The organism is Pseudomonas sp. NPDC090592, assembly GCF_044769185.1.
In the GTDB taxonomy this organism is placed as follows: domain Bacteria; phylum Pseudomonadota; class Gammaproteobacteria; order Pseudomonadales; family Pseudomonadaceae; genus Aquipseudomonas.
Genome location: NZ_JBIVXJ010000022.1, coordinates 19,465 through 38,597 on the forward strand (window position 1 = coordinate 19,465; position 19,133 = coordinate 38,597).

Annotated in this window: 17 protein-coding genes; 10 read left to right on the forward strand and 7 right to left on the reverse strand. The window is 63.6% G+C overall.

Annotated elements, in window-relative coordinates; all coding sequences use genetic code 11:
• The first annotated feature begins 36 nt into the window (after nt 1-36).
• Complete coding sequence (locus tag ACIQUI_RS19265) at nt 37-762, forward strand: dienelactone hydrolase family protein (protein WP_403201617.1); 726 nt, start codon at nt 37-39, stop codon at nt 760-762.
• Nucleotides 763-889: 127 nt separating this feature from the next.
• Here ACIQUI_RS19265 and ACIQUI_RS19270 read toward each other — a convergent pair whose 3' ends face one another.
• Nucleotides 890-1,753: a pirin family protein gene (locus tag ACIQUI_RS19270; RefSeq protein WP_403201619.1), complete on the reverse strand. Its 864-nt coding sequence runs from the start codon at nt 1,751-1,753 to the stop codon at nt 890-892.
• Nucleotides 1,754-1,871: 118 nt separating this feature from the next.
• Between ACIQUI_RS19270 and ACIQUI_RS19275 the strand changes: the two genes are divergently transcribed.
• On the forward strand, nt 1,872-2,879 hold the full coding sequence (locus ACIQUI_RS19275; protein WP_403201622.1) for an amidohydrolase family protein: 1,008 nt from the start codon (nt 1,872-1,874) through the stop codon (nt 2,877-2,879).
• 168 nt (nt 2,880-3,047) lie between these two features.
• Here the strand turns inward: ACIQUI_RS19275 and fabB are convergent, their stop codons facing one another.
• The 5 genes from fabB to ACIQUI_RS19300 form a co-directional block, all read right to left on the reverse strand.
• Nucleotides 3,048-4,268 carry a beta-ketoacyl-ACP synthase I gene (gene fabB, locus ACIQUI_RS19280; RefSeq protein ID WP_391127930.1) on the reverse strand — a complete coding sequence of 407 codons (1,221 nt, stop codon included), beginning with the start codon at nt 4,266-4,268 and terminating at the stop codon, nt 3,048-3,050.
• A gap of 11 nt (nt 4,269-4,279) precedes the next feature.
• Nucleotides 4,280-4,795, reverse strand: coding sequence for a 3-hydroxyacyl-[acyl-carrier-protein] dehydratase FabA (fabA, locus tag ACIQUI_RS19285; RefSeq protein WP_029612079.1), 516 nt, complete (start codon nt 4,793-4,795; stop codon nt 4,280-4,282).
• A gap of 206 nt (nt 4,796-5,001) precedes the next feature.
• A complete protein-coding gene (locus ACIQUI_RS19290) occupies nt 5,002-6,933 on the reverse strand; it encodes an ATP-binding protein (RefSeq protein WP_403201625.1) in 1,932 nt (643 codons plus the stop codon).
• Entirely contained in the window at nt 6,930-7,820 is an 891-nt protein-coding gene (locus ACIQUI_RS19295) for an ABC transporter substrate-binding protein (protein WP_403201628.1), read from the reverse strand. The genes ACIQUI_RS19290 and ACIQUI_RS19295 overlap by 4 nt, the downstream gene beginning before the upstream one ends.
• Nucleotides 7,820-9,967 (reverse strand): TonB-dependent receptor plug domain-containing protein, encoded by a 2,148-nt coding sequence (locus ACIQUI_RS19300; protein ID WP_403201630.1) that lies wholly within the window; start codon nt 9,965-9,967, stop codon nt 7,820-7,822. The genes ACIQUI_RS19295 and ACIQUI_RS19300 overlap by 1 nt, the downstream gene beginning before the upstream one ends.
• Before the next feature lie 393 nt (nt 9,968-10,360).
• Here ACIQUI_RS19300 and ACIQUI_RS19305 point away from each other — a divergent pair, with 393 nt between their 5' ends.
• From ACIQUI_RS19305 to ACIQUI_RS19340, 8 genes are all read left to right on the forward strand, one after another.
• Nucleotides 10,361-11,386, forward strand: coding sequence for an NAD(P)H-dependent glycerol-3-phosphate dehydrogenase (locus tag ACIQUI_RS19305; RefSeq protein WP_403201633.1), 1,026 nt, complete (start codon nt 10,361-10,363; stop codon nt 11,384-11,386).
• Between the two features lie 36 nt (nt 11,387-11,422).
• Nucleotides 11,423-11,770 carry a DUF4389 domain-containing protein gene (locus ACIQUI_RS19310; RefSeq protein WP_403201635.1) on the forward strand — a complete coding sequence of 116 codons (348 nt, stop codon included), beginning with the start codon at nt 11,423-11,425 and terminating at the stop codon, nt 11,768-11,770.
• Entirely contained in the window at nt 11,767-12,225 is a 459-nt protein-coding gene (sixA, locus tag ACIQUI_RS19315) for a phosphohistidine phosphatase SixA (RefSeq protein WP_403201637.1), read from the forward strand. Before ACIQUI_RS19310 ends, sixA begins: the two co-directional genes overlap by 4 nt.
• 99 nt (nt 12,226-12,324) lie before the next feature.
• A complete protein-coding gene (locus ACIQUI_RS19320) occupies nt 12,325-12,711 on the forward strand; it encodes a hypothetical protein (protein ID WP_403201640.1) in 387 nt (128 codons plus the stop codon).
• Between the two features lie 92 nt (nt 12,712-12,803).
• A complete protein-coding gene (locus ACIQUI_RS19325; protein ID WP_403201642.1) occupies nt 12,804-13,592 on the forward strand; it encodes an alpha/beta fold hydrolase in 789 nt (262 codons plus the stop codon).
• Nucleotides 13,589-14,443, forward strand: coding sequence for an alpha/beta hydrolase (locus ACIQUI_RS19330; RefSeq protein WP_403201644.1), 855 nt, complete (start codon nt 13,589-13,591; stop codon nt 14,441-14,443). Before ACIQUI_RS19325 ends, ACIQUI_RS19330 begins: the two co-directional genes overlap by 4 nt.
• 109 nt (nt 14,444-14,552) lie before the next feature.
• Complete coding sequence (locus ACIQUI_RS19335; protein ID WP_403201647.1) at nt 14,553-15,347, forward strand: DUF4892 domain-containing protein; 795 nt, start codon at nt 14,553-14,555, stop codon at nt 15,345-15,347.
• Nucleotides 15,348-15,359: 12 nt separating this feature from the next.
• On the forward strand, nt 15,360-16,412 hold the full coding sequence (locus ACIQUI_RS19340) for an AI-2E family transporter (RefSeq protein ID WP_403201649.1): 1,053 nt from the start codon (nt 15,360-15,362) through the stop codon (nt 16,410-16,412).
• A 211-nt stretch (nt 16,413-16,623) separates the two neighbouring features.
• Here ACIQUI_RS19340 and ACIQUI_RS19345 read toward each other — a convergent pair whose 3' ends face one another.
• On the reverse strand, nt 16,624-19,038 hold the full coding sequence (locus tag ACIQUI_RS19345) for a TonB-dependent siderophore receptor (protein ID WP_403201652.1): 2,415 nt from the start codon (nt 19,036-19,038) through the stop codon (nt 16,624-16,626).
• Nucleotides 19,039-19,133 lie beyond the last annotated feature (95 nt).

Below are 19,133 nucleotides of genomic sequence, written 5' to 3' on the forward strand. Positions count from 1 at the left end.
GCAGGCTTTTTATAGTAAGTGCCTAAGGAGTGCTTGATGAGCAAGGTAATCGTCGAATCGCTGGTTTATCACCTGTCCGGCAAGACCTACGAAAGCCGCCTGGTCCATGAGCCAGGGGCGCTGGGCCGGCCTGGCCTGGTAATGGCGCCGAACTGGATGGGCATTGGCGAAGGGGCTGAGCGCATTGCCAAGGAAGTGGCCGAACAAGGCTATGTGGTGCTGATTGCCGACTTGTACGGGCAATCGGTGCGTCCGTCCAATGCTGATGAGGCTGGCGCGGCGATGATGCCGCTGAAGAACGACCGGGGCGAGCTGCGCAAGCGTATGCAGGAAGCCTTGGCGCAGCTGTTGGGGCAGTCGAAGGCGCTGCTGGAGCCGGGTAAGGTTGCCACGTTCGGCTTCTGCTTCGGTGGCTGCTGTGCGCTGGAGTTGGCGCGCACCGGTGCCGACCTGCGCGCAGCGGTGTCGTTCCATGGGACCCTGGACACGCCGAACCCGGAAGATGCCAAGCGCATCAAGGGCTCGGTGCTGGTGCTGCATGGTGCCTCCGACCCGCTGGTGCCGAAAGAGCAGTTGCCGGCGTTTGAAGACGAGATGAACGCGGCCAAGGTCGACTGGCAGTTGCTGAGCTATGGTGGGGCGGTGCACTCGTTTACCGATCCGGGCGCCAATGTGCCGGGCAAGATGCAGTATGACCGCCGTACCTCGGAGCGGGCGTTCCGTTCGATGCATAACCTGCTGACTGAAGTGTTCCACCGCTGACTGTGAATTGGGGCTGCTTTGCAGCCCTTCGCGGGCACGCCCGCTCCCACAGGGATCGCGTGAACCATGGCTTGCGAGGTCCACTGTGGGAGCGGGCATGCCCGCGAAGGCCGCAGAGCGGCCCAAGTTAGCGCGGTAGCTCGATCCTCGAGGTTTCCCCCGGTACTACAGGCCAATCCCCCGCCGCCCACCGCGCCCTGGCCCGCTCGATCAGCTCCGCTTCACTGGCCACGAAATTCCAGTTCATTCGCCGCGGCCCATCCAGCGGCTCCCCGCCAATCAGCACCAATTGGCACTCACCGTCGGCATACAGGGTTACATCCTCGCCCTCTGGCAGTACCACCAGGCTGCACGGCTCCACGTCCTCGTCGTTCATCAGCAACTCGCCGTCCAACAGGTAAAGCGCCCGCTGTGCATGCTCATTCGGTACCAGCAAAGTCGTAGCGGGCTGCATTCGCACATGGGCATAAAGGGTAGGGGACAACACCGGCACCGGTGACGCCAGGCAGAACCCATGGCCGGCAATCATGCAGATACGGACCCCCAGGTTGTCACTCACCGGCAGGCTCGCCGCTGGGTGGTGGCTGTAGCTCGCAGGGCCTTGTTCATGTTCACGTGGTGATGCCAGCCATACCTGCAACCCGTGTAGGCGCGAGCCATGGGCCAGGGCGTCCGCAGGCGTGCGCTCGACGTGGGCCACGCCGCTGCCCGCCGTCATCCAGCTGACATCGCCGGGCAGTACGCGCTGATCCGAGCCCAGGCTGTCCTTGTGCAGGATCGCCCCCTCGAACAGGTAGGTAAGGGTCGACAACCCGATGTGTGGGTGCTGGCGGATGTCCATGCCATGCCCTGGGGCATAGTCGGTTTCCAGCATATGGTCGAAAAACACGAACGGGCCAACGCTGCGGCACTGCGCCGAGGGCAGCGGGCGCAGGATCGGCTGGCCCTCGACCGATTCGGCGCGGGGGCGGATGACCAATGGGCTGCTCATGGGGACGGCTCCAGGCGAGGTGGCAATGCTTGGAGCATAACGGTTTGCCGGTTGCGGCTGAACCGTCGCGTTGATTGGCCGGTCTACTCTTTCCGTACTCGAAGAAGGAAGCGGCCCCATGATTGCCAGAGCGCTGGCCTGCGTGCTGTTGTGCGGTAGCTTGTGCCAGGCAGCCCTGGCGCGTGACTACCGCTACAGCGATGCCCACCTGCATTACGTCGATTTCTTCCAGGAAAGCGAAGGCATGCCAGCGTTGCTGAAGGCCATGGACGCCGCAGGCATCGAGCAATCGATGATTTCCGGCATACCGGTGGCCAAGAAGTGGCACGAAGACGAGCCCAAGCGCCCGCGCTACTACGCCGGTGACGATGCTGATGCCTACTGGTACAGCGCCACTGACACCTATGTGGCTGCAGCGTTGCAGCAGTTGCCGGCTGAGCAGCGCAGGCGCTTTCATCCGTTTCTGACCGGTTTCAATCCGGTGGACAAGAATGCGGTCAGCCACATCGAGCGTATGCTCGAACTGTATCCAGGGCTGTGGCAGGGCATAGGCGAGGTGTTCACCCGTCACGATGACCTGACAGCGCTGACCAGTGGTGACACGCCACGTGCCAACAACGAAGCCATGACGCGCATCTACCACCTGGCCGCTGAGCGTGACTTGCCGGTGTTGCTGCATTCCAACATCACCTCCAAGCGCGAGCGTAACCCGCTGTACCTGGCTGAAATCGAAGAGCCGCTGCGCAATCACCCGCACACGCGGTTTATCTGGGCGCACGCCGGCAGCAGCATGGAGATACACCGGCACCAGACGCAGATGGACTTTTTACTGCCAGTGCTGACGCGGTTGCTGGCGGATTACCCGAACCTGTATGTCGACTTGTCGTGGAGTGTGCTGGAGCCGTATCTGCTGGATGACAAGGGTGTGCCGCGCAAGGAATGGCTGGCGTTGGTCGAGAAGTACCCGGAGCGGTTCATGCTGGGGTCGGATGTGGTGGGACGGTTTGGCAGTTTGGGGGAGCAGATGCACGGGTTCAGGCCGTTTCTGGATGCGTTGCCGGAACAGGTGGCCAACAAAGTGGCTCGGGAGAATTTTCTGGCGATTTTGCCGAAGGTGCAACAGTGACCTGTGCCGACCTCTTCGCGGGCGCGCCCGCTCCCACAAGATCATCACAAGCCCGAATGCGATGCGGTCCCTGTGGGAGCGGGCATGCCCGCGAAGAGGCCGGCACAGGCAACACAATAGAAAACGCCCCGAACCAGTCGGGGCGTTTTCATTTACAGCGGCAGCGTCTTACTTGCCTTCCCAGCGCTTGAGCACCAGGGTGGCGTTGGTGCCGCCGAAGCCGAAGCTGTTGCTCATGACCGTGTCGATCTTGGCGTTTTCTTCGGTTTTAAGCTGGATCGGCAGGTCAGCGACTTCCGGGTCCAGTTCGTCGATGTTGGCGGAGCCGGCGATGAAGTTGTTTTCCATCATCAGCAGGCAGTAGATTGCCTCGTGCACGCCAGCGGCGCCCAGCGAGTGGCCCGACAGGCTCTTGGTCGAGCTGATCTTCGGTGCCTTGTCGCCGAATACTGCGCGAACGCCCTTGATCTCGGCAACGTCACCGACCGGAGTCGAGGTGCCGTGGGTGTTCAGGTAGTCGATCGGGGTGTCGACGGTGGACAGTGCCTGCTGCATGCAGCGGATGGCACCTTCGCCGCTTGGGGCAACCATGTCGTAGCCGTCGGAAGTGGCACCGTAGCCAACGATTTCGGCGTAGATCTTGGCGCCACGGGCCAGGGCGTGCTCCAGCTCCTCGACCACGACCATGCCACCACCACCCGCGATGACGAAGCCATCACGGTCGGCGTCGTAGGCGCGCGAGGCCAGTTCCGGGGTTTCGTTGCGCTTGGTCGACAGGGCGCCCATGGCATCGAACAGGAACGACTGGCTCCAGTGCTCTTCTTCACCGCCACCGGCGAAGACGATGTCCTGTTTGCCCCACTGGATCTGCTCCAGGGCGGTGCCGATGCAGTGTGCCGAGGTGGCGCAGGCCGACGAGATCGAGTAGTTGATACCCTTGATCTTGAACGGGGTGGCCAGGCACGCCGAAACGGTGCTGCCCATGGTGCGGGTTACACGGTATGGGCCGACGCGCTTGACGCCTTTCTCACGCAGGGTGTCCAGCGCTTCCATCTGGTTCAGGGTCGACGCGCCGCCGGAGCCGGCTACCAGGCCGGTGCGCGGGTTGGAAACCTGCTCTTCGGTCAGGCCAGCGTCCTTGATCGCGTCCTGCATGGCCAGGTAGGCGTAGGCAGCAGCGTGACCGACGAAGCGGTAGACCTTGCGGTCGATCAGTTCTTCGAGGTTGAGGTCGATGGACCCGGAAACCTGGCTACGCAGCCCCATTTCCTTGTATTCCGGGTTGAAACGGATACCCGGACGGCTGTTGCGCAGGTTTTCGGTGACGGTAGCTTTGTCATTGCCCAGGCACGATACGATGCCCAGACCAGTGATAACGACGCGGCGCATGCGAATAACCCTTAGAAATTGTCAGTGGAGGTGAACACGCCGACCCGCAGGCCTTCGGCTGTGTAGATCTCGCGGCCGTCTACGCTGACCGAGCCATCGGCGATGGCCATGTTCAGCTTGCCTTTCAGGACGCGCTTGATCTGAATGTTGTAGGTGACTTTCTTGGCAGTCGGCAATACCTGGCCAAAGAATTTCACTTCGCCCGAACCCAGGGCGCGACCGCGGCCCGGCAGGCCTTGCCAGCCGAGGAAGAAACCGACCAGCTGCCACATGGCGTCGAGGCCCAGGCAGCCCGGCATTACCGGATCGCCTTCGAAGTGGCAGGCGAAGAACCACAGGTCCGGGGTGATATCCAGCTCGGCGACCAATTCACCTTTGCCGTACTTGCCGCCTTCTTCGCTGATATGGGTGATGCGATCGACCATCAGCATGTTCGGCGCGGGCAGTTGCGCATTACCTGGGCCGAACAGCTCACCGCGACTGCAGCGCAGCAGGTCTTCCCGAGTAAAGGCGTGTTGTTTGGTCATGCGAGCTCCTCAATAACCCCCTGTGGCAGGGGATGAATCTTCCCGGCCGTCCCGAAAAGCAACAGCTTCGGGCGGCAGCCTACAGGTAGACTATTGCGTTGTGGTGAAAGTCACAGCGCACCTGGTGAAAGAAGTACAGGTGTGCACTGAAACGTCTATTTTCAGGTCCTGCGACGGTCCTGTCCAGTCCTTAAGACTGCCGCACTTTAGCATTTATCGCCAGTCGCGGTTGTCCGACCGGGTAGCCAGCGCTGCAGCACTTGCTGCAGTTCGGTGCGGCGCAAGGGTTTGCTCAGGTAGTCATCCATGCCGGCAGCGATGCAACGCTCGCGGTCGCCCTGCAAGGCATTGGCCGTCAGGGCGATGATCGGTAACCCGGCGCCGTTGGCCAGCTGGCGGATACGCCGGGTCGCCTCATAGCCGTCCAGGTGTGGCAGGCGACAGTCCATCAGCACGGCAGCGAAGCGCTGGCGGCTGACAAGGTCCACTGCCTCAAGGCCATCGTCAGCCGTGCATACCGCCAGGCCCAGGCTGCGAAGCATGGCTTCAATGACGCTCTGGTTGACCGGATTGTCCTCTACCAGTAGCACCTGGTCAGTGCCGGGCATGGTCGTAGCCATGTGGCTTGGCAAGGCCTGCGGGCTGGGTGCAGGGCTGGCCAGGGCCAGGGGCATCTCGAGGGTAAACGTGGAACCCAGGCCTACGCGGCTTTCACCGCGAAGCTTGCCGCCCATGCGTTCGGCCAGGGTGCGGGCAATCGACAGGCCCAGCCCGGTGCCGCCATAACGGCGGGAGATGGAGCTGTCGGCCTGCTGGAAGGCGACAAACATCATTTCCAGGCGGTCGCTGTCGATGCCGATGCCGGTATCGCGCACGCTGCAGGTCAGCCAGATCAACTGCCGGTCGAGTACCTGCCAGCGCGCCTCGACCTGCACCTGGCCACGCTCGGTGAACTTCAGCGCGTTGCCGACCAGGTTCAGCAGGATCTGGCGTATGCGCGTGGGGTCGCCGTTCACCTGCAACGGCTCGATGCCGGCAGGCAGTTGCAGGTGCAAGTCCAGGCCTCGTTGCTGGGCGCTGTGCTGGAACGACTGGACGCTGCTGGTTATCAGGTCGCCCAGGTTGAAGTCGATGTACTCCAGTTGCAGCGCGGCGCGTTCGATGCGCGAGAAATCGAGGATGTCGTTGATGACTTTCAGCAAATGCCCGGTGGATTCGCTGGCTACGGCGGTGTATTCGGCCTGCTCGCTGCTCAGGGGTGTGGTTTCCAGCAGTTGCAGCATGCCGAGCACGCCATTCATTGGCGTGCGCAACTCGTGGCTCATCATTGCCAGGAAGTCCGATTTTGCCCGGTTGGCCTGCTCGGCCTCCTCGCGGGCCTGGATCAGCTCGGCAATGGCCTGCTTCTGTTCATCGCTGGCCTGCTCCAGGGCGCTGGCCAGGTTGTTGATGTGGCGCGCCAGGTGGCCCAGCTCGCTGTCATCCACCACGGGCAGCGGGGTGTTGTACTCGCCTTGCTGAATGGCCTTGACTGCATGGCCCATGTCGCTGATGGGCTTGGCCAGGCTCAGGGCCAGGCGGCGGGCCAGCAGGAAGGTGAACAGCAGGGCGAACAGGGCCAGGATGCCGGCCTTGATCACGATTTCCTGCTGGCGCTGGCTGAAGGCGTCATCGGACATGCCGACGATCACCCGGCCCAGGTAGTCATCACCAATGGCCGGTGTGCTGACTCTGCCCTGCTGCAGGAAGTCGCTGTCCAGGCGAATCTGCTGCAGGCGGATGGGCGCCTGGAACACTTCGACGCGTTGCGCACGGTTGGCGCTTTCATCGGACTGCTCGACGTACACCAGGATGTGGTTGCGGCTGTCCTGCACTTCGAGGAAGCGCACGTGAGGGATGCTGAGGGTCGCGCGCATCAGGCCTTCAAGCACTTCGTTGTTGCCCGAGATCACGCCGTACTCCGAGGCCGGAGCCAGCTGGTTGGCGATCAACTGCCCGGTATGGTTGAGTTCCTGGCGCAAGTCCTGGATACGCACGAAGGTGAAGAAGCTGATCAGCAGCAGGGTCAGCAGCAGGGCAGGGCCGAGGCTGATGATCTGGGTGCGGGTGTGGATGTCCCAGCTCAGGCGCTTGCTCATGGGGTGGGTTCTCCTTCGGCCAGGGCCTTGGCGGCGGCGATCGGATCGATCGGTTCCAGGCCCAGGGCGCGGGCTACCTGTTGGTTGCCGCTGACCCCGTAGTGTGCCGGGTACAGGCTGCGCGGCCAGCGCGCAGGGGGTTGATCGAGCAATTGGTCGAGCACCGCCAGCCAGTCATCCTGGTCGCTGTAGGTACTGGCCAGCGCACCGGCGCGCACGAAGCCGGCGTTCGGGCCGATCAGTGCCATTTGCCGGCCATAGCTGCTCAACAGCAGGTTCTTGGCCGTCTTGGAGTTGTACAAGTCGGAGTCGTCCAGGCCCAGCAGCACATCGCTGTTGCCCAGCAGGTGCTGCAGGGGCCGGCTGTCACGCAGGTCGGGCCAGTCCTGGGCAATGATCTCCAGGCCTAGCGGGCGGGCCGCATGGCGTAGCTCTTCAAGCAGGAAAGCACTGTGTTCGCCGTACAGCACACCAATGCGCTGTGCCTGGGGTAACAGGTAGCGCGCCAGGCGCAATTGCCGGCCCAGCGGCGCGTCGCTCCACAGCAGGGTGAGGAACGCGGGGCGCGACTTTCCCAGGCGCTGTTCAGCCTGTACCCGGCTGACCCGCATGACCAGGGCCGGCGGGCCGGCGTTTTCACCCAGGCGCCACTCCAGCGCGGCATTGTCGAGCAGAATCAGGCGCTGGTCGGCCTTGAGCTTGCCGGGGCGGGGCAGGTCGGCGATGGCCTGGAAATGTACGTGATCGTGCGGTCGACGGCTTTCGAGTGCGGCGACGAAGCTGCGGATGCCGGGCTGGTCTTCGGCACCGACCAGCAGAATCTCGCTGGCAGACAGCGGCCCCAACGGCCACAGGCACAGCAACAACAGGCGCAGCAGCAGGGCCATCAGAACTCCAGCTCCGCGCTGACACTGAAGCGGTGGCGGCTGTCGTAAAGGTTCTGCACATAGGTGGTGGGCTCATCGTCCAGCCGCTGCTGCCACAGCGCTGCCAGCTCCAGGTTGCTGCCCTGCACCCGAAAACGCTTGGCCACGCGCAGGTCCACGCGCTCGTAGCGGTACAGGTTGAGCGCATCGTCGCCGTAGTAGAACAGCGCGCTCGACCAGCCGTCGCCCCATTCGCGCATCCAGCCGGCCGAGCCGCTGTTGCGGGCAGTGAGGCGGCTGTCGTTGGGGTTGCTGGCCCAGGCATCGACGTAGGCGTAGGTCAGGCGCAGCCGGTCACGCAGGGTAGGGCGCCAGTCCAGTTGCGCCTCGCTGCCACTGAACCTGGCCTTGTTCGCGTTGCTGGCGATGTACTGGTTGTTCTTCAGGGGCTCGCTGATCATTCCGGTGATCTCGTCGTAGAACAGCTTCACATCCATGCTCAGGTCGATGTCGCTGAAGTAGCCGTTGTAGCCCAGCTCGCGCGAGCGCATGCGCTCTTGGTCGAGGTCGCCCGGGCCGCGGGTCTTGACGAAGTATTCGCCGTTTTGCAGCCCGAATGCATTGGGGGTCAGGTTCTTGACCGTGTAACTCCAGTTGATGTTGTTCTCGAACATGTCGGGCGAGCGCACCGCCTCGGAGTACACCGCACGCAAGCCGTGGCGCGGGGTGATCAGGTAGTTGACCGCAACACGTGGGGTCAGCGAGCTGCCGGACAGGCGCGAGTCTTCGAACATGGTTCCACCCTGCAGGATCCAGTGCTCGTCGGCGCGCCACTCCAGCTGGCCGAACAGGCGCCAGGTCTGGTCGTCGATGCTGCCGTTGAAATAGGTCTGCGAGTCGGCACGATCATAGCGGTAGTTCATGCCGCTGAGCAGGCGCAGGCTGTCGGTCAGGCTCAGGGTGTCCTGGATTTCGAGGTCATAACGGGTTTCGCGGGTGCTTTGGTCAACGTCGCCGCAGACCTGCTGCATGCCGCCGTTTTCCCATTGCTGCTGCACTTTCTGCAAAAGCCCGCCCAGCACGGGGTCACTGGTCGAAAGGGGGGCGCCGGTAGCGATGCCGCGCGCCACTTTTTCGGCGAAGTCAGGGTTCAGTTGCCAGATCTGGGTCAATTCGGGGCTGAATGACTGCAAGGCATCACATGCACGCCACACTTGCTGGCGGTCGAAGTGCTGCGCAGAGCCCTGGATATAAAGGCTGTGCTCGGAACTGAAATCCATGGTCCAGCGCAACGAACCGGCATAGTCCTTGGCATTGACGTCTGCGTTGTTGCCGGGCTCGTAATTGGCGAAGACCGGTTGATAGGTATAGGGCCGCTGGTTGCTGCCTTCCTTCGCCGCCAGTTGCCATTCCAGGGTCTGGTCGGCCGCCAGGTTGTGGCTGGCGCTGAGGTTGAAACGGGTCAGTCGGCGGCTGTCGCGGTAATCCTGGCCGAACTGGTCGTGGTCAAAGCCGTCGTCCTGTTGGCCAGACAGCGACAGGCGCATGTCGCCACCGTCCCAGCCGAAGCCGTGGCTGGCGTAGAAGTCGTTGATGCCGTCCTGGCCGCGGGTCACTTTCATCCGTGTGCCATGGCTGTCGGCCGGGTTGCGGGTGAGGATGTTGACCACTGCCATCAGCGCGTTGGCGCCGTAGCTGACCGTGTTGGGGCCGCGAAACACCTCGATGCGCTCGATGTCTTCCATGGCCAGGGGAATGTCGCTCCAGTCCACCGTGGCCAGGCCGGCACGGTACACCGAGCGGCCATCGATCAGTACCTGCATGCGCCGCGCTTCGCTGGCGTTGCTGCCGTGGTAGTTGACCGTTGGCTGGTTGCCGGCGCTGTAGCCGATCATCATGCCCGGCACCAGGCGCAGCAGTTCGGGGATGTCGCGAGCGCCGCTGGCGCGGATCAGTTCACTGTCGAGCACTGTCATGCTGCCCGGGACGGCCGCCGGGGATTGTTTCAGGCGCGTGGCAGTCAGAACCTGCGGCAGGTCGCTGTTGTCGATGAACAGATCGTCGGCCATGGCTGGGCCACCGAGCAGGGTGGTCAGTATGAGCAGGCGCGGGAACGGGGGCGTGCCAGGGAACACAGGGCGGCCTTGTATCAGGATTGAAACAGGCATGGTAACTGACCTTGGGGGTTTTGCCAGTGGAGCGTCGGGTGGGTAAGGCTTTAAATGTGCAGCGCGGCGTAAATCGAGCGCCGCCCGCGCGGCGCTTCGCGGGGCAAGCCCGCTCCCACATTTATTTCGGGCCAGTTATGCCTGCACCATCGCGCGCGCCCCCTTGTGTGTCCACCTGGATAGCAAGGTGGACACACAAGGGGGGCGAGTGCCTCGACCTCAGGAGTGACTGGCCCGAAACAAATGTGGGAGCGGGCTTGCCCCGCGAAGCGCCGCGCGGGCGGCGCTCGATGCCAGCAGCCCCACACATCACCAGCCAGACACTGGTTCTGTAGCAGGCGAGCCGTATAATGGCGGTGTCGCCACTTAACTTTTGGCTTTAACGGATTGGATATGACTGAACAGCAACCTGTTGCAGTTCTGGGGGGCGGCAGCTTCGGCACCGCCGTGGCGAACCTGCTGGCAGAGAACGGTGTGCCGGTGCGCCAATGGATGCGCGACCCGGCGCAGGCCGAGGCCATGCGGGTCAATCGCGAGAACCCGCGCTACCTCAAAGGCATCCGCCTGCATGACGGCGTGGAACCGGTCAATGACCTGCTGGCCACCTTGCAGGCCAGCGAGCTGATCTTCGTCGCTCTGCCATCCAGCGCCCTGCGCAGCGTGCTGGCCCCCCACGCCGAGCTGTTGCGCGGCAAGGGCCTGGTCAGCCTGACCAAGGGTATCGAGGCGCAAAGCTTCAAGCTGATGAGCCAAATCCTTGAAGAAATCGCCCCCGAGGCCCGCATTGGCGTGCTGTCAGGGCCCAACCTGGCCCGTGAGATTGCCGAGCACGCGCTCACCGCTACGGTGGTCGCCAGCGAGGACGAAAAACTCTGCCAACAAGTGCAGGCCGTGCTGCATGGCCGTACGTTCCGAGTCTATGCCAGTGCCGACCGCTTCGGCGTCGAACTGGGCGGGGCGCTGAAGAACGTCTACGCCATCATCGCCGGCATGGCCGTGGCGCTGGGCATGGGTGAGAACACCAAGAGCATGCTGATTACCCGTGCGCTGGCCGAGATGACCCGTTTTGCCGTCAGCCAGGGGGCCAACCCCATGACCTTCCTCGGCCTGGCCGGTGTCGGTGACCTGATCGTCACCTGCTCTTCTCCCAAGAGCCGCAACTATCAGGTGGGCCATGCACTGGGCCAGGGCCTGAGCCTGGAACAGGCGGTCAGCCGCTTGGGCGAGGTGGCCGAGGGCGTCAACACGATCAAGGTGCTCAAGGCCAAGGCCCAGGAAGTGCAGGTTTACATGCCGCTGGTTGCGGGCCTGCATGCCATCCTGTTCGAAGGCCGCACGTTGAACCAGGTCATCGAGCACCTGATGCGCGCCGAGCCCAAGACCGATGTCGATTTCATTTCCATCAGCGGTTTCAACTGAGCCCCTGGCGGCTCTGACAACAGCAAGGAGCAACACATGAACGATACGCCCGAACGCGCCCAGCGCGAGTCGATCATCCTGCGGGTCCTGTGGATGCTGGTGTTCCTGGTGGTCTGGCAGCTGGCCGAATTGCTGCTCGGTGGCCTGGTGCTGGTGCAACTGATCTACCGCCTGGTGTATGGCGCGCCCAGCGCCAGCCTGATGAATTTCGGCGACAGCTTGAGCCAGTACCTGGCGCAGATCGGTCGCTTCGGCAGCTTCCACACTGACCACAAGCCCTGGCCGTTTGCCGACTGGCCCGCACCGCGTGCCCCGGAAGGCGAGGCGCCGCATGCCGTGGCCCCGGCTGCGCACCCGGTGCGCGACGAGGAGCCCAAGCTGTGAAGCTGTGGGTGCTGCGCCACGGTGAAGCCGAGCCGCGAGCCAACACTGATGCCGAGCGCCGGCTGACGGCCCATGGGCGCGAGCAGGTGCTGCACAGTGCCGCTCGCCTGCGCGGGCAGCCGTTGCTGGCGATTGTCGCCAGCCCCTACGTGCGCGCCCAGCAAACGGCGGCGCTGGTGCATGACACACTGGGTTTCAGCGAGCCGGTGCGTACCGTGCCCTGGCTGACCCCCGAAAGTGACGTGCAGCAGGTAATCGGCGAAATCGAACGGTTGGGGCTGGAGCATGTGCTGCTGGTCAGCCACCAGCCACTGGTGGGCACCTTGGTCGGGGTGCTGGAGCATGGCCACCAGCAACAGCCGGCGGCCATGAGCACCGCCAGCCTGGCGGAGCTTGAAGGGGATTGGTCACTGGCCGGGCTGATGACCCTCAAAGGGATCAGTTATCCAACTTGAAACCCTGAAACCGGCAAGGCAACTGGCATTTTTGTCAGTTGCCGCAGTAGATGGCCCCTTGCTAGCGTTGCCCGAAAGGCACAAAGCAGGGAGCGGTGTATGAAAGGTGTTACGGGGGAGCTGTTGAGCTCCATGGATTTGCAGCCCACCCTGGACATGGTCGAGCAAGGTATTGCACTGGACTTTGCCCGGTACAGCCTGCTGCGAGACTCGGCCGATGCCAAGCTCTATTGCCTGATGAAAACGGTCAACGCCAACAGTGTGCTGAACGCTGCTGACAGAGAGAACAGTCTGCAAGACTTGCTTATCCTTCAGGATGCCTGCCTGCATGTGTCCCGATTGCTGCAAACCAGCTGCCTGGCCCTGCGCCGCTTGCAGCTTGACTACAAGGAGCAGCGCCAGGCCCGCGAAGCGCTGGAGAGCCAGCTGGGCTTCGTGCAAGCGTGCCTGCGTCGTTCCCTTGCCAGTTTCGACCCGTCGGCGTGACCTGATAGCCCTTGCCGATGACCTTTCCGGACATTGCCGAACAGGGCCCCGATGCCGACAATGGGCCATCATTCCCGTCCGGACCAGGCGCCATGTCGCAGCAGATCTTCTTCGCTCATGCCAACGGTTTCCCCTCGGCTACGTACGGCAAACTGTTCGCTGCCCTGGCGCCGGACTATCAGGTACAGCACCTGGCCCAGCACGGGCACGATCCGCGCTTCCCGGTGGAGGACAACTGGCAAAGCCTGGTGGATGAACTGTTGCACCACCTGGCGCAGCAGGATGGGCCGGTATGGGGCGTGGGGCATTCGCTGGGTGGGGTGTTGCATTTGCACGCGGCCCTGCGCCGCCCGGAGTACTACCGTGGGGTGGTCATGCTTGACTCGCCGGTACTCACCCGGGCCGATCAGTGGCTGCTGCGCACGGCCAAGCGATTCGGCTTCATTGACCGCATCACCCCGGCCGGCCGCACCCTGGGGCGCCGCGAAACCTTCAACGACCGTGACAGCGCGCGCGACTATTTTGCCGGCAAACCACTGTTTCGCCATTTTGACCCCGAGTGCCTTGATGCCTATGTAGACCACGGCCTGCAAGCGATGGAGCAGGGATTGCAGCTGCGCTTCGATCCAGCCACCGAAATCAGTATCTACCGCAGCATCCCGCACACCAGCCCCGCGCCTGCACGGCAGTTGCAAGTGCCGCTGGCCATGGTGCGTGGCGAGCGCAGTAACGTCATTCGCCGTCACCACACCCTGGCGGTGCGTGGTATGCCCAAAGGGGAGTACCACAGCGTACCTGGCGGGCACATGTTCCCGCTGGAGCGCCCGACCGACACCGCCAGCCTTATCAAGGGCCTGTTCGACCGCTGGAGCCAGGCATGAGCGCGCAGGTCGAGGAAGTTCGCCTGAGCCTTGGCCATATCGAGTTGGCTGCGCACCTGTTCGGCCCCGAGGACGGGTTGCCGGTGATCGCCTTGCACGGCTGGCTGGACAACGCCAACAGCTTCGCGCGCCTGGCACCGCAACTGGAGGGCCTGCGTATCGTCGCCCTGGACCTGGCCGGGCATGGTTACTCGGAACACCGCCCGCTCGGCGCCGGCTATGCCTTGGCCGACTACGCCCATGACGTGCTGCGGGTGGCCGAGCAACTGGGCTGGCAGCGTTTCGCCCTGCTGGGCCATTCGCTGGGTGCAATCATTTCGGTGCAACTGGCCGGCGCCTTGCCCGACCGGGTCAGCCACCTGGCGCTGATCGACGGCGTCATCCCGCCAACGGGGGCCGAGCAGGATGCCGGCGAACGCCTGGGGATGGCACTTCAGGCCCAGCTGCGGCTGGATGGCAAACGCAAGTCGGTGTACGCAACACTGGAAGAGGGCGTACATGCCCGCATGAAGGGCATGGTGGCGGTCAGCCGCGAAGCGGCCGAGTTGCTGGCCCGGCGTGGCCTGATGCCGGTGCCCGGTGGCTACAGCTGGCGCAGCGACAGCCGCCTGACCCTGCCATCACCCGTGCGCCTGAGCGAAGCCCAGGCCATGGCCCATGTGCGCCGGGTGAATTGCCCGGCGCAACTGGTGGTGGCCGCCGACGGCATGCTGGCGCGCCACACCGGCTTGCTGGAGCAGCTACCCTTTGAGCAGGTGACGCTACCCGGTGGCCACCACCTGCACCTGAACGATGAGCAGGGCGCGGCCCTTGTCGCAGACTGTTTCAATCGCTTCTTTGGCTTTGCTTGACTTGCACCGGACAAGTGTCGAGGCTTGGCGGGTTGAACAGGGAGACAACCATGCAACTGCCAGACATCCTGGAGCTTCACTTCGGCGCAGCGCGCCGCCTGGGTCGCCAATGAGCGCGCCTGTTGCCATCCGAAATGCCGTGGCCGCCTGCCTGGTCTTCGCCAGCCCGCTGTTGTGGGCCGGCAGCCTGCCGGTACCGGTGGACGCCAAAGTGGTCGATCAACGCCCGGCCGTGGAGCAGGAGCGCGTCTACCCGATGGGCCCGCTGCGCAAGATCAGCGGTCGACTGCGGGTTGACGACAAGGTTGAAAGCCGCGGCCAGGTCAGTTCGGTCACCTACGAGCTGCCGGTCGAACGAAGCGCCCGTGAAGCTTTCACCAGCGCCCGCGAAGAACTGCAGCGCGACGGTGGTTACCCGTTGTTCTGGTGTCAGGGCCGCGATTGCGGCGAGGCCAGCCTGTGGGCCAACGACGTGTTTGCCAATGCTCGCCTCAACGGTGGTGACGAACAACAGGCATTCATCCTGCTGCGCCGTTCGGCAGAAGAGGCCGACACCCTGGTCGCGCTGTACAGCGTTACCCGTGGCAACCGCCGCGCCTACCTGCACGTGGAAGAGTTCGTAGCCGGCAGCCCGCTGGGTAACCTGCTGCCGACCGCCGCCACGGTACTGCGCGAAATGCGTGATACCGGCAAGCTTGATTACCCCGACCTGGCCGCACCGCAAGACAGCTGGGTCAACCTGCTGGCGCGCAGCCTGAACCTGGACAGCACCCTGCGCGCCAGCCTCAGTGGCGCCCAGGCCGAGGCCTGGCGCGAGGCGCTGACCAAGGCAGGCGTGCGTAACGGCCGCCTTGAAGTGGGCACTGCGCCCACCGACGGCCTGCACCTTGAACTGATCCGTTGAACGAGCACCACCATGGTTAACAATGATCGCCTGTTGGTCCAGATTCTGCTGTTGGCGTTGCTGGGCGCCGGCCTGTGGGTGATGGCGCCGTTCATCTCGGCGCTGCTGTGGGGCGCCATTCTGGCCTTTGCCAGCTGGCCGTTGATGCGCTTGCTGACGCGTGTGCTGGGCGGGCGCGAGACGCTGGCGGCCAGCCTGCTGACCACGGCCTGGATCCTCATCGTGGCGCTGCCGCTGGTGTGGCTGGGGTTCAACCTGGCCGATCATATTCGCGACGCCACGGCGTTCGTGCGTGATGTGCAGGTCGACGGCCTGCCCGACGCGCCGGCCTGGCTGGGCGGTATCCCGTTCGTTGGCGAGCGCCTGGTCAGCTGGTGGCAGTCGCTGGACCAGCAGGGTGCGGCTTTGCTGGCCTCGGTCAAGCCGTACCTGGGGCAGGTGGGCAACTGGTTGCTGGCGCGCAGTGCGCAGATCGGCAGTGGCGTGCTGGAACTGACCCTGAGCCTGGTGTTCGTGTTCTTCTTCTACCGTGACGGGCCACGCCTGGCGGCATTCGTGCTGCGCTTGCTGCACCGCCTGATGGGCGACCGCGCCGAGTATTACCTGGAGCTGGTAGCCGGTACCGTGCAGCGGGTGGTCAACGGGGTGATCGGCACGGCCGCCGCGCAGGGCCTGCTGGCGCTGATCGGCTTCCTGATCGCTGGTGTGCCGGGTGCCATCGTGCTGGGGCTGGTGACCTTCATGCTCAGCCTGATTCCCATGGGCCCGCCGTTGGCCTGGATCCCGGCCACCGCTTGGCTGGTGTGGCAGGGTGAGTACGGCATGGCAGTGTTCCTGGGTATCTGGGGCACCTTCGTGATCAGCGGCGTGGACAACGTGCTCAAACCGTACCTGATCAGCCGCGGCGGCAACCTGCCGCTGGTGATCGTGTTGCTGGGGGTGTTCGGCGGGTTGCTCGCCTTTGGCTTCATTGGCCTGTTCATTGGCCCGACCTTGCTGGCGGTGGGTTACAGCCTGTTGCTGGACTGGAGCCGCAACGCCGCGCACCAGCCCCCTGTCCAGTAACCTGGACTGGCCTCTTCGCGGCTAAAGCCGCTCCCACAGGTAGAGTGTTAACTCAAAGCCAGCACAGTACCTGTGGGAGCGGGCTTGCCCGCGAACACCGGCAAAGCCGGTGCCATCCACCGCGTTGCCTGCTTCGCGGGCACGCCCGCTCCCACAGGTACTGCACTGGCTTCAGGTTCACTTTGAACCTGTGGAGCGGTTTCAGCCCAGCTCAGTATTTCCAGGTTACCGAAGCCGTGAGGTTGCGCGGTGCCCCATAATTGGTCGACCCCGCCGACTGGTACAGTGACAGCAGATACTTGCGGTCAAATACGTTGTTCAGGTTCAACGACGCACTCCAGTGTTCGTCGAATTCGTAGCTGCCCATCAGGTCGGCCAGCGCATAGGCCTGCTGGCGTACCCGGCTGTTGCCATCGGCCTGCGTTGCACTTTGCCATTGAACGCGCGTGCCGATCCGGGCCTGGGGCAGGCTCGGCAGGCGCCAGGTGACACTGCCACGCAGGCTGTGGCTTGGCACATACCGGCGCGTCTTGTTGCCGTTATCATCCTCGATGTGCACATAGGTGTAGCCAGCGGCCAGGTCCAACCCAGGCATGGCTTCGCCCGACGCCTCAAGCTCCACACCATGGCTCTTGTTGTCCTCACCGCGGTAGGCGTACTGGCCGTTGATGATTTCGCCAGTGGTAACCGCCACATTCTGCTGCTCGGTCTTGAACAGGGCGGCGCTGACGGTCAGGCGATCTTCCAGCAGGCTGCCTTTGATGCCCACTTCAGTGCTTTTGCCTTCCAGCGGCTCGATCACACCCCCGGCGCTGCTGCGCAGGTACTGTGGCTTGAAGATCTCGGTCCAGCTGGCATACAGGCTCCATTGCCCATTCAGGTCATACACCAGCCCGGTGTAGGGCGTGACCTTGCCGTGTACCCGGGTGTCGTGGGCCGAACCGTAACCCATGCCCTCACCATCGGCACTGAGCATACGGGCGCCGGCAATCCAGTGCAGGTCATCGGCCAAGCTGAAACGTGCGCCGGCATACAGGCTTTTCTGGCGGTCGGTGAAGTGCTGGGTGTTGAGTTCGTCGGTGTAGGTCAGCGGTGGTTTCACCACGGCGCCGGCCAGTGCATCGGCAAGGCTGACGATTTCGCTTCCGGAACTGTTGCGGTAATGACCGCGTTCATCGTGGCGGCTACGGCCGTAGTTGGCGCCTAGCGTCAGCTCATGTTGGCGCCCGAACAGGGCGAAGGGGCCCGACAACTGCGCTTCACCAATGAGTTGGTGTTCGCTGCTGGTGGTGCGGTTGATGTAGGCGAACACGTCATCGGCCGTGAAGGGGATGGCGTACAGCATCTGGGTATCCTGATGCTGGTTGACCCCGGTTACGGTGACCTTGCCTTGCCAACCTTCACCAAAGTCATGGGCCAGTTCGGCGAAGGCCCGCTGCGTGTGGATATTCCAGTAGGTCCAGGGCTGGCCGATACTCGCGCTGCGGCTGCTGTAGTGGATCGGGTTACCTTGGTAATCTGCCATCGGCAGCGCACCCCAGGTACTGCCGTTGGCGTCGCTCTTCTGTTCGGAAAAGCCCACGGTCAGGGTATCGGCGTCGCTCAAGTCGAAATCCAGCAGGCCAGCCATGACATTCAGTTCGTGGCTGTAGCGGTCCAGGTACGAGTTGCCTTTGTCGTGGGCATAAATGAAGCGCCCACGTACGTTGCCGCTGTTGCTCAGCGGGCCGCTGACATCGACGTCTGCGCGGCGGCTGTCCCATGCCCCGATGCTGGTGCCGATCCTGGCCTGGAAGGTGTCGGTCGGCCTTTTACGCACGAAGTTGACGGTTGCCGACGGGTTGCCCGCGCCGCTCATCAGGCCATTGGCACCGTGCAACACATCGATCTGCTCGAATTCGGCAAGGTCCTGGTCGCCCAGCATCACACCGGACGAAAATGGCATGCCCATGCCGTCGTACTCGAAGTTGTCGATGGTGAAGCCGCGCGAAGTAAAGGCTGTACGGTCGGTTTCGAATTGTTCGACGGTGACGGTGGGGGCGTTGCGCAGCGCGTCTTTCACGCTGTTGAGCTTGAAGTCGTCGAGCTGTTCGCGGGTAACCGAAGATATTGCCTGCGGGGTTTCCCGGTTGCTCAGGCCCAGGCGCGTGGTGCTGGAAGCAGGCCTTGCCTGGTAGCTACGGCTTTGGCTGTCGGCGGCCAGTTGATATTGCACCTGCGTGGGGGCCAGGGTTACTTCACGGTCGGCGCCTTGCGTCTCGCTGGGCAACAGGTACAGGGTAGCGGCGTCAGTGCGGGCAAAATTGAAGCCGCTGCCTTGCAGCAACCTGGCCAGGCCGTCTTCGGCCGAGTAACTGCCGACCACTGCCGTGCTGCGCAGGGTGGCATCGACGTTGCCGTCCAGCAGTACGTTCTGACCGGTTTGCTGGCTGAATACCAACAGGGCCTGGCGCAGGGGCTGGGCCGGGATGTTCAGCGACAGCCTGTGGGCGCTTGCGGCTGGCTGGCCGGTGGCAGCCTGTGCCTGGGCCGCGCCGGCCAGCAAGGCACAGGCCATTGCTGCGCTCAGCACGCTGCGCTGCCAGCGTGGCTGGAAAGTGGTGTGTGGGTTGTGTCGCGTTACCATTCGGGGTGCCCCATGCAAGTGCAGATATGCGAATAACTCTCAGTGCCGTTAAGACGCATGAAGCATTTGAATGCCTGATGGGGCGTGGAATTATT

What these genes read in the sequence shown, in the direction of transcription:
- ACIQUI_RS19295 (WP_403201628.1), bottom strand. Translation starts at nt 7,820, where the DNA reads ATGGCCCTGCTGCTGCGCCTGTTGTTGCTGTGCCTGTGGCCGTTGGGG.
- ACIQUI_RS19325 (WP_403201642.1), top strand. Translation starts at nt 12,804, where the DNA reads ATGTCGCAGCAGATCTTCTTCGCTCATGCCAACGGTTTCCCCTCGGCT.
- fabB (WP_391127930.1), bottom strand. Translation starts at nt 4,268, where the DNA reads ATGCGCCGCGTCGTTATCACTGGTCTGGGCATCGTATCGTGCCTGGGC.
- ACIQUI_RS19345 (WP_403201652.1), bottom strand. Translation starts at nt 19,038, where the DNA reads ATGGTAACGCGACACAACCCACACACCACTTTCCAGCCACGCTGGCAG.
- ACIQUI_RS19340 (WP_403201649.1), top strand. Translation starts at nt 15,360, where the DNA reads ATGGTTAACAATGATCGCCTGTTGGTCCAGATTCTGCTGTTGGCGTTG.
- ACIQUI_RS19330 (WP_403201644.1), top strand. Translation starts at nt 13,589, where the DNA reads ATGAGCGCGCAGGTCGAGGAAGTTCGCCTGAGCCTTGGCCATATCGAG.
- ACIQUI_RS19275 (WP_403201622.1), top strand. Translation starts at nt 1,872, where the DNA reads ATGATTGCCAGAGCGCTGGCCTGCGTGCTGTTGTGCGGTAGCTTGTGC.
- fabA (WP_029612079.1), bottom strand. Translation starts at nt 4,795, where the DNA reads ATGACCAAACAACACGCCTTTACTCGGGAAGACCTGCTGCGCTGCAGT.
- ACIQUI_RS19290 (WP_403201625.1), bottom strand. Translation starts at nt 6,933, where the DNA reads ATGAGCAAGCGCCTGAGCTGGGACATCCACACCCGCACCCAGATCATC.
- ACIQUI_RS19300 (WP_403201630.1), bottom strand. Translation starts at nt 9,967, where the DNA reads ATGCCTGTTTCAATCCTGATACAAGGCCGCCCTGTGTTCCCTGGCACG.
- ACIQUI_RS19305 (WP_403201633.1), top strand. Translation starts at nt 10,361, where the DNA reads ATGACTGAACAGCAACCTGTTGCAGTTCTGGGGGGCGGCAGCTTCGGC.
- ACIQUI_RS19310 (WP_403201635.1), top strand. Translation starts at nt 11,423, where the DNA reads ATGAACGATACGCCCGAACGCGCCCAGCGCGAGTCGATCATCCTGCGG.
- ACIQUI_RS19270 (WP_403201619.1), bottom strand. Translation starts at nt 1,753, where the DNA reads ATGAGCAGCCCATTGGTCATCCGCCCCCGCGCCGAATCGGTCGAGGGC.
- ACIQUI_RS19320 (WP_403201640.1), top strand. Translation starts at nt 12,325, where the DNA reads ATGAAAGGTGTTACGGGGGAGCTGTTGAGCTCCATGGATTTGCAGCCC.
- ACIQUI_RS19335 (WP_403201647.1), top strand. Translation starts at nt 14,553, where the DNA reads ATGAGCGCGCCTGTTGCCATCCGAAATGCCGTGGCCGCCTGCCTGGTC.
- ACIQUI_RS19265 (WP_403201617.1), top strand. Translation starts at nt 37, where the DNA reads ATGAGCAAGGTAATCGTCGAATCGCTGGTTTATCACCTGTCCGGCAAG.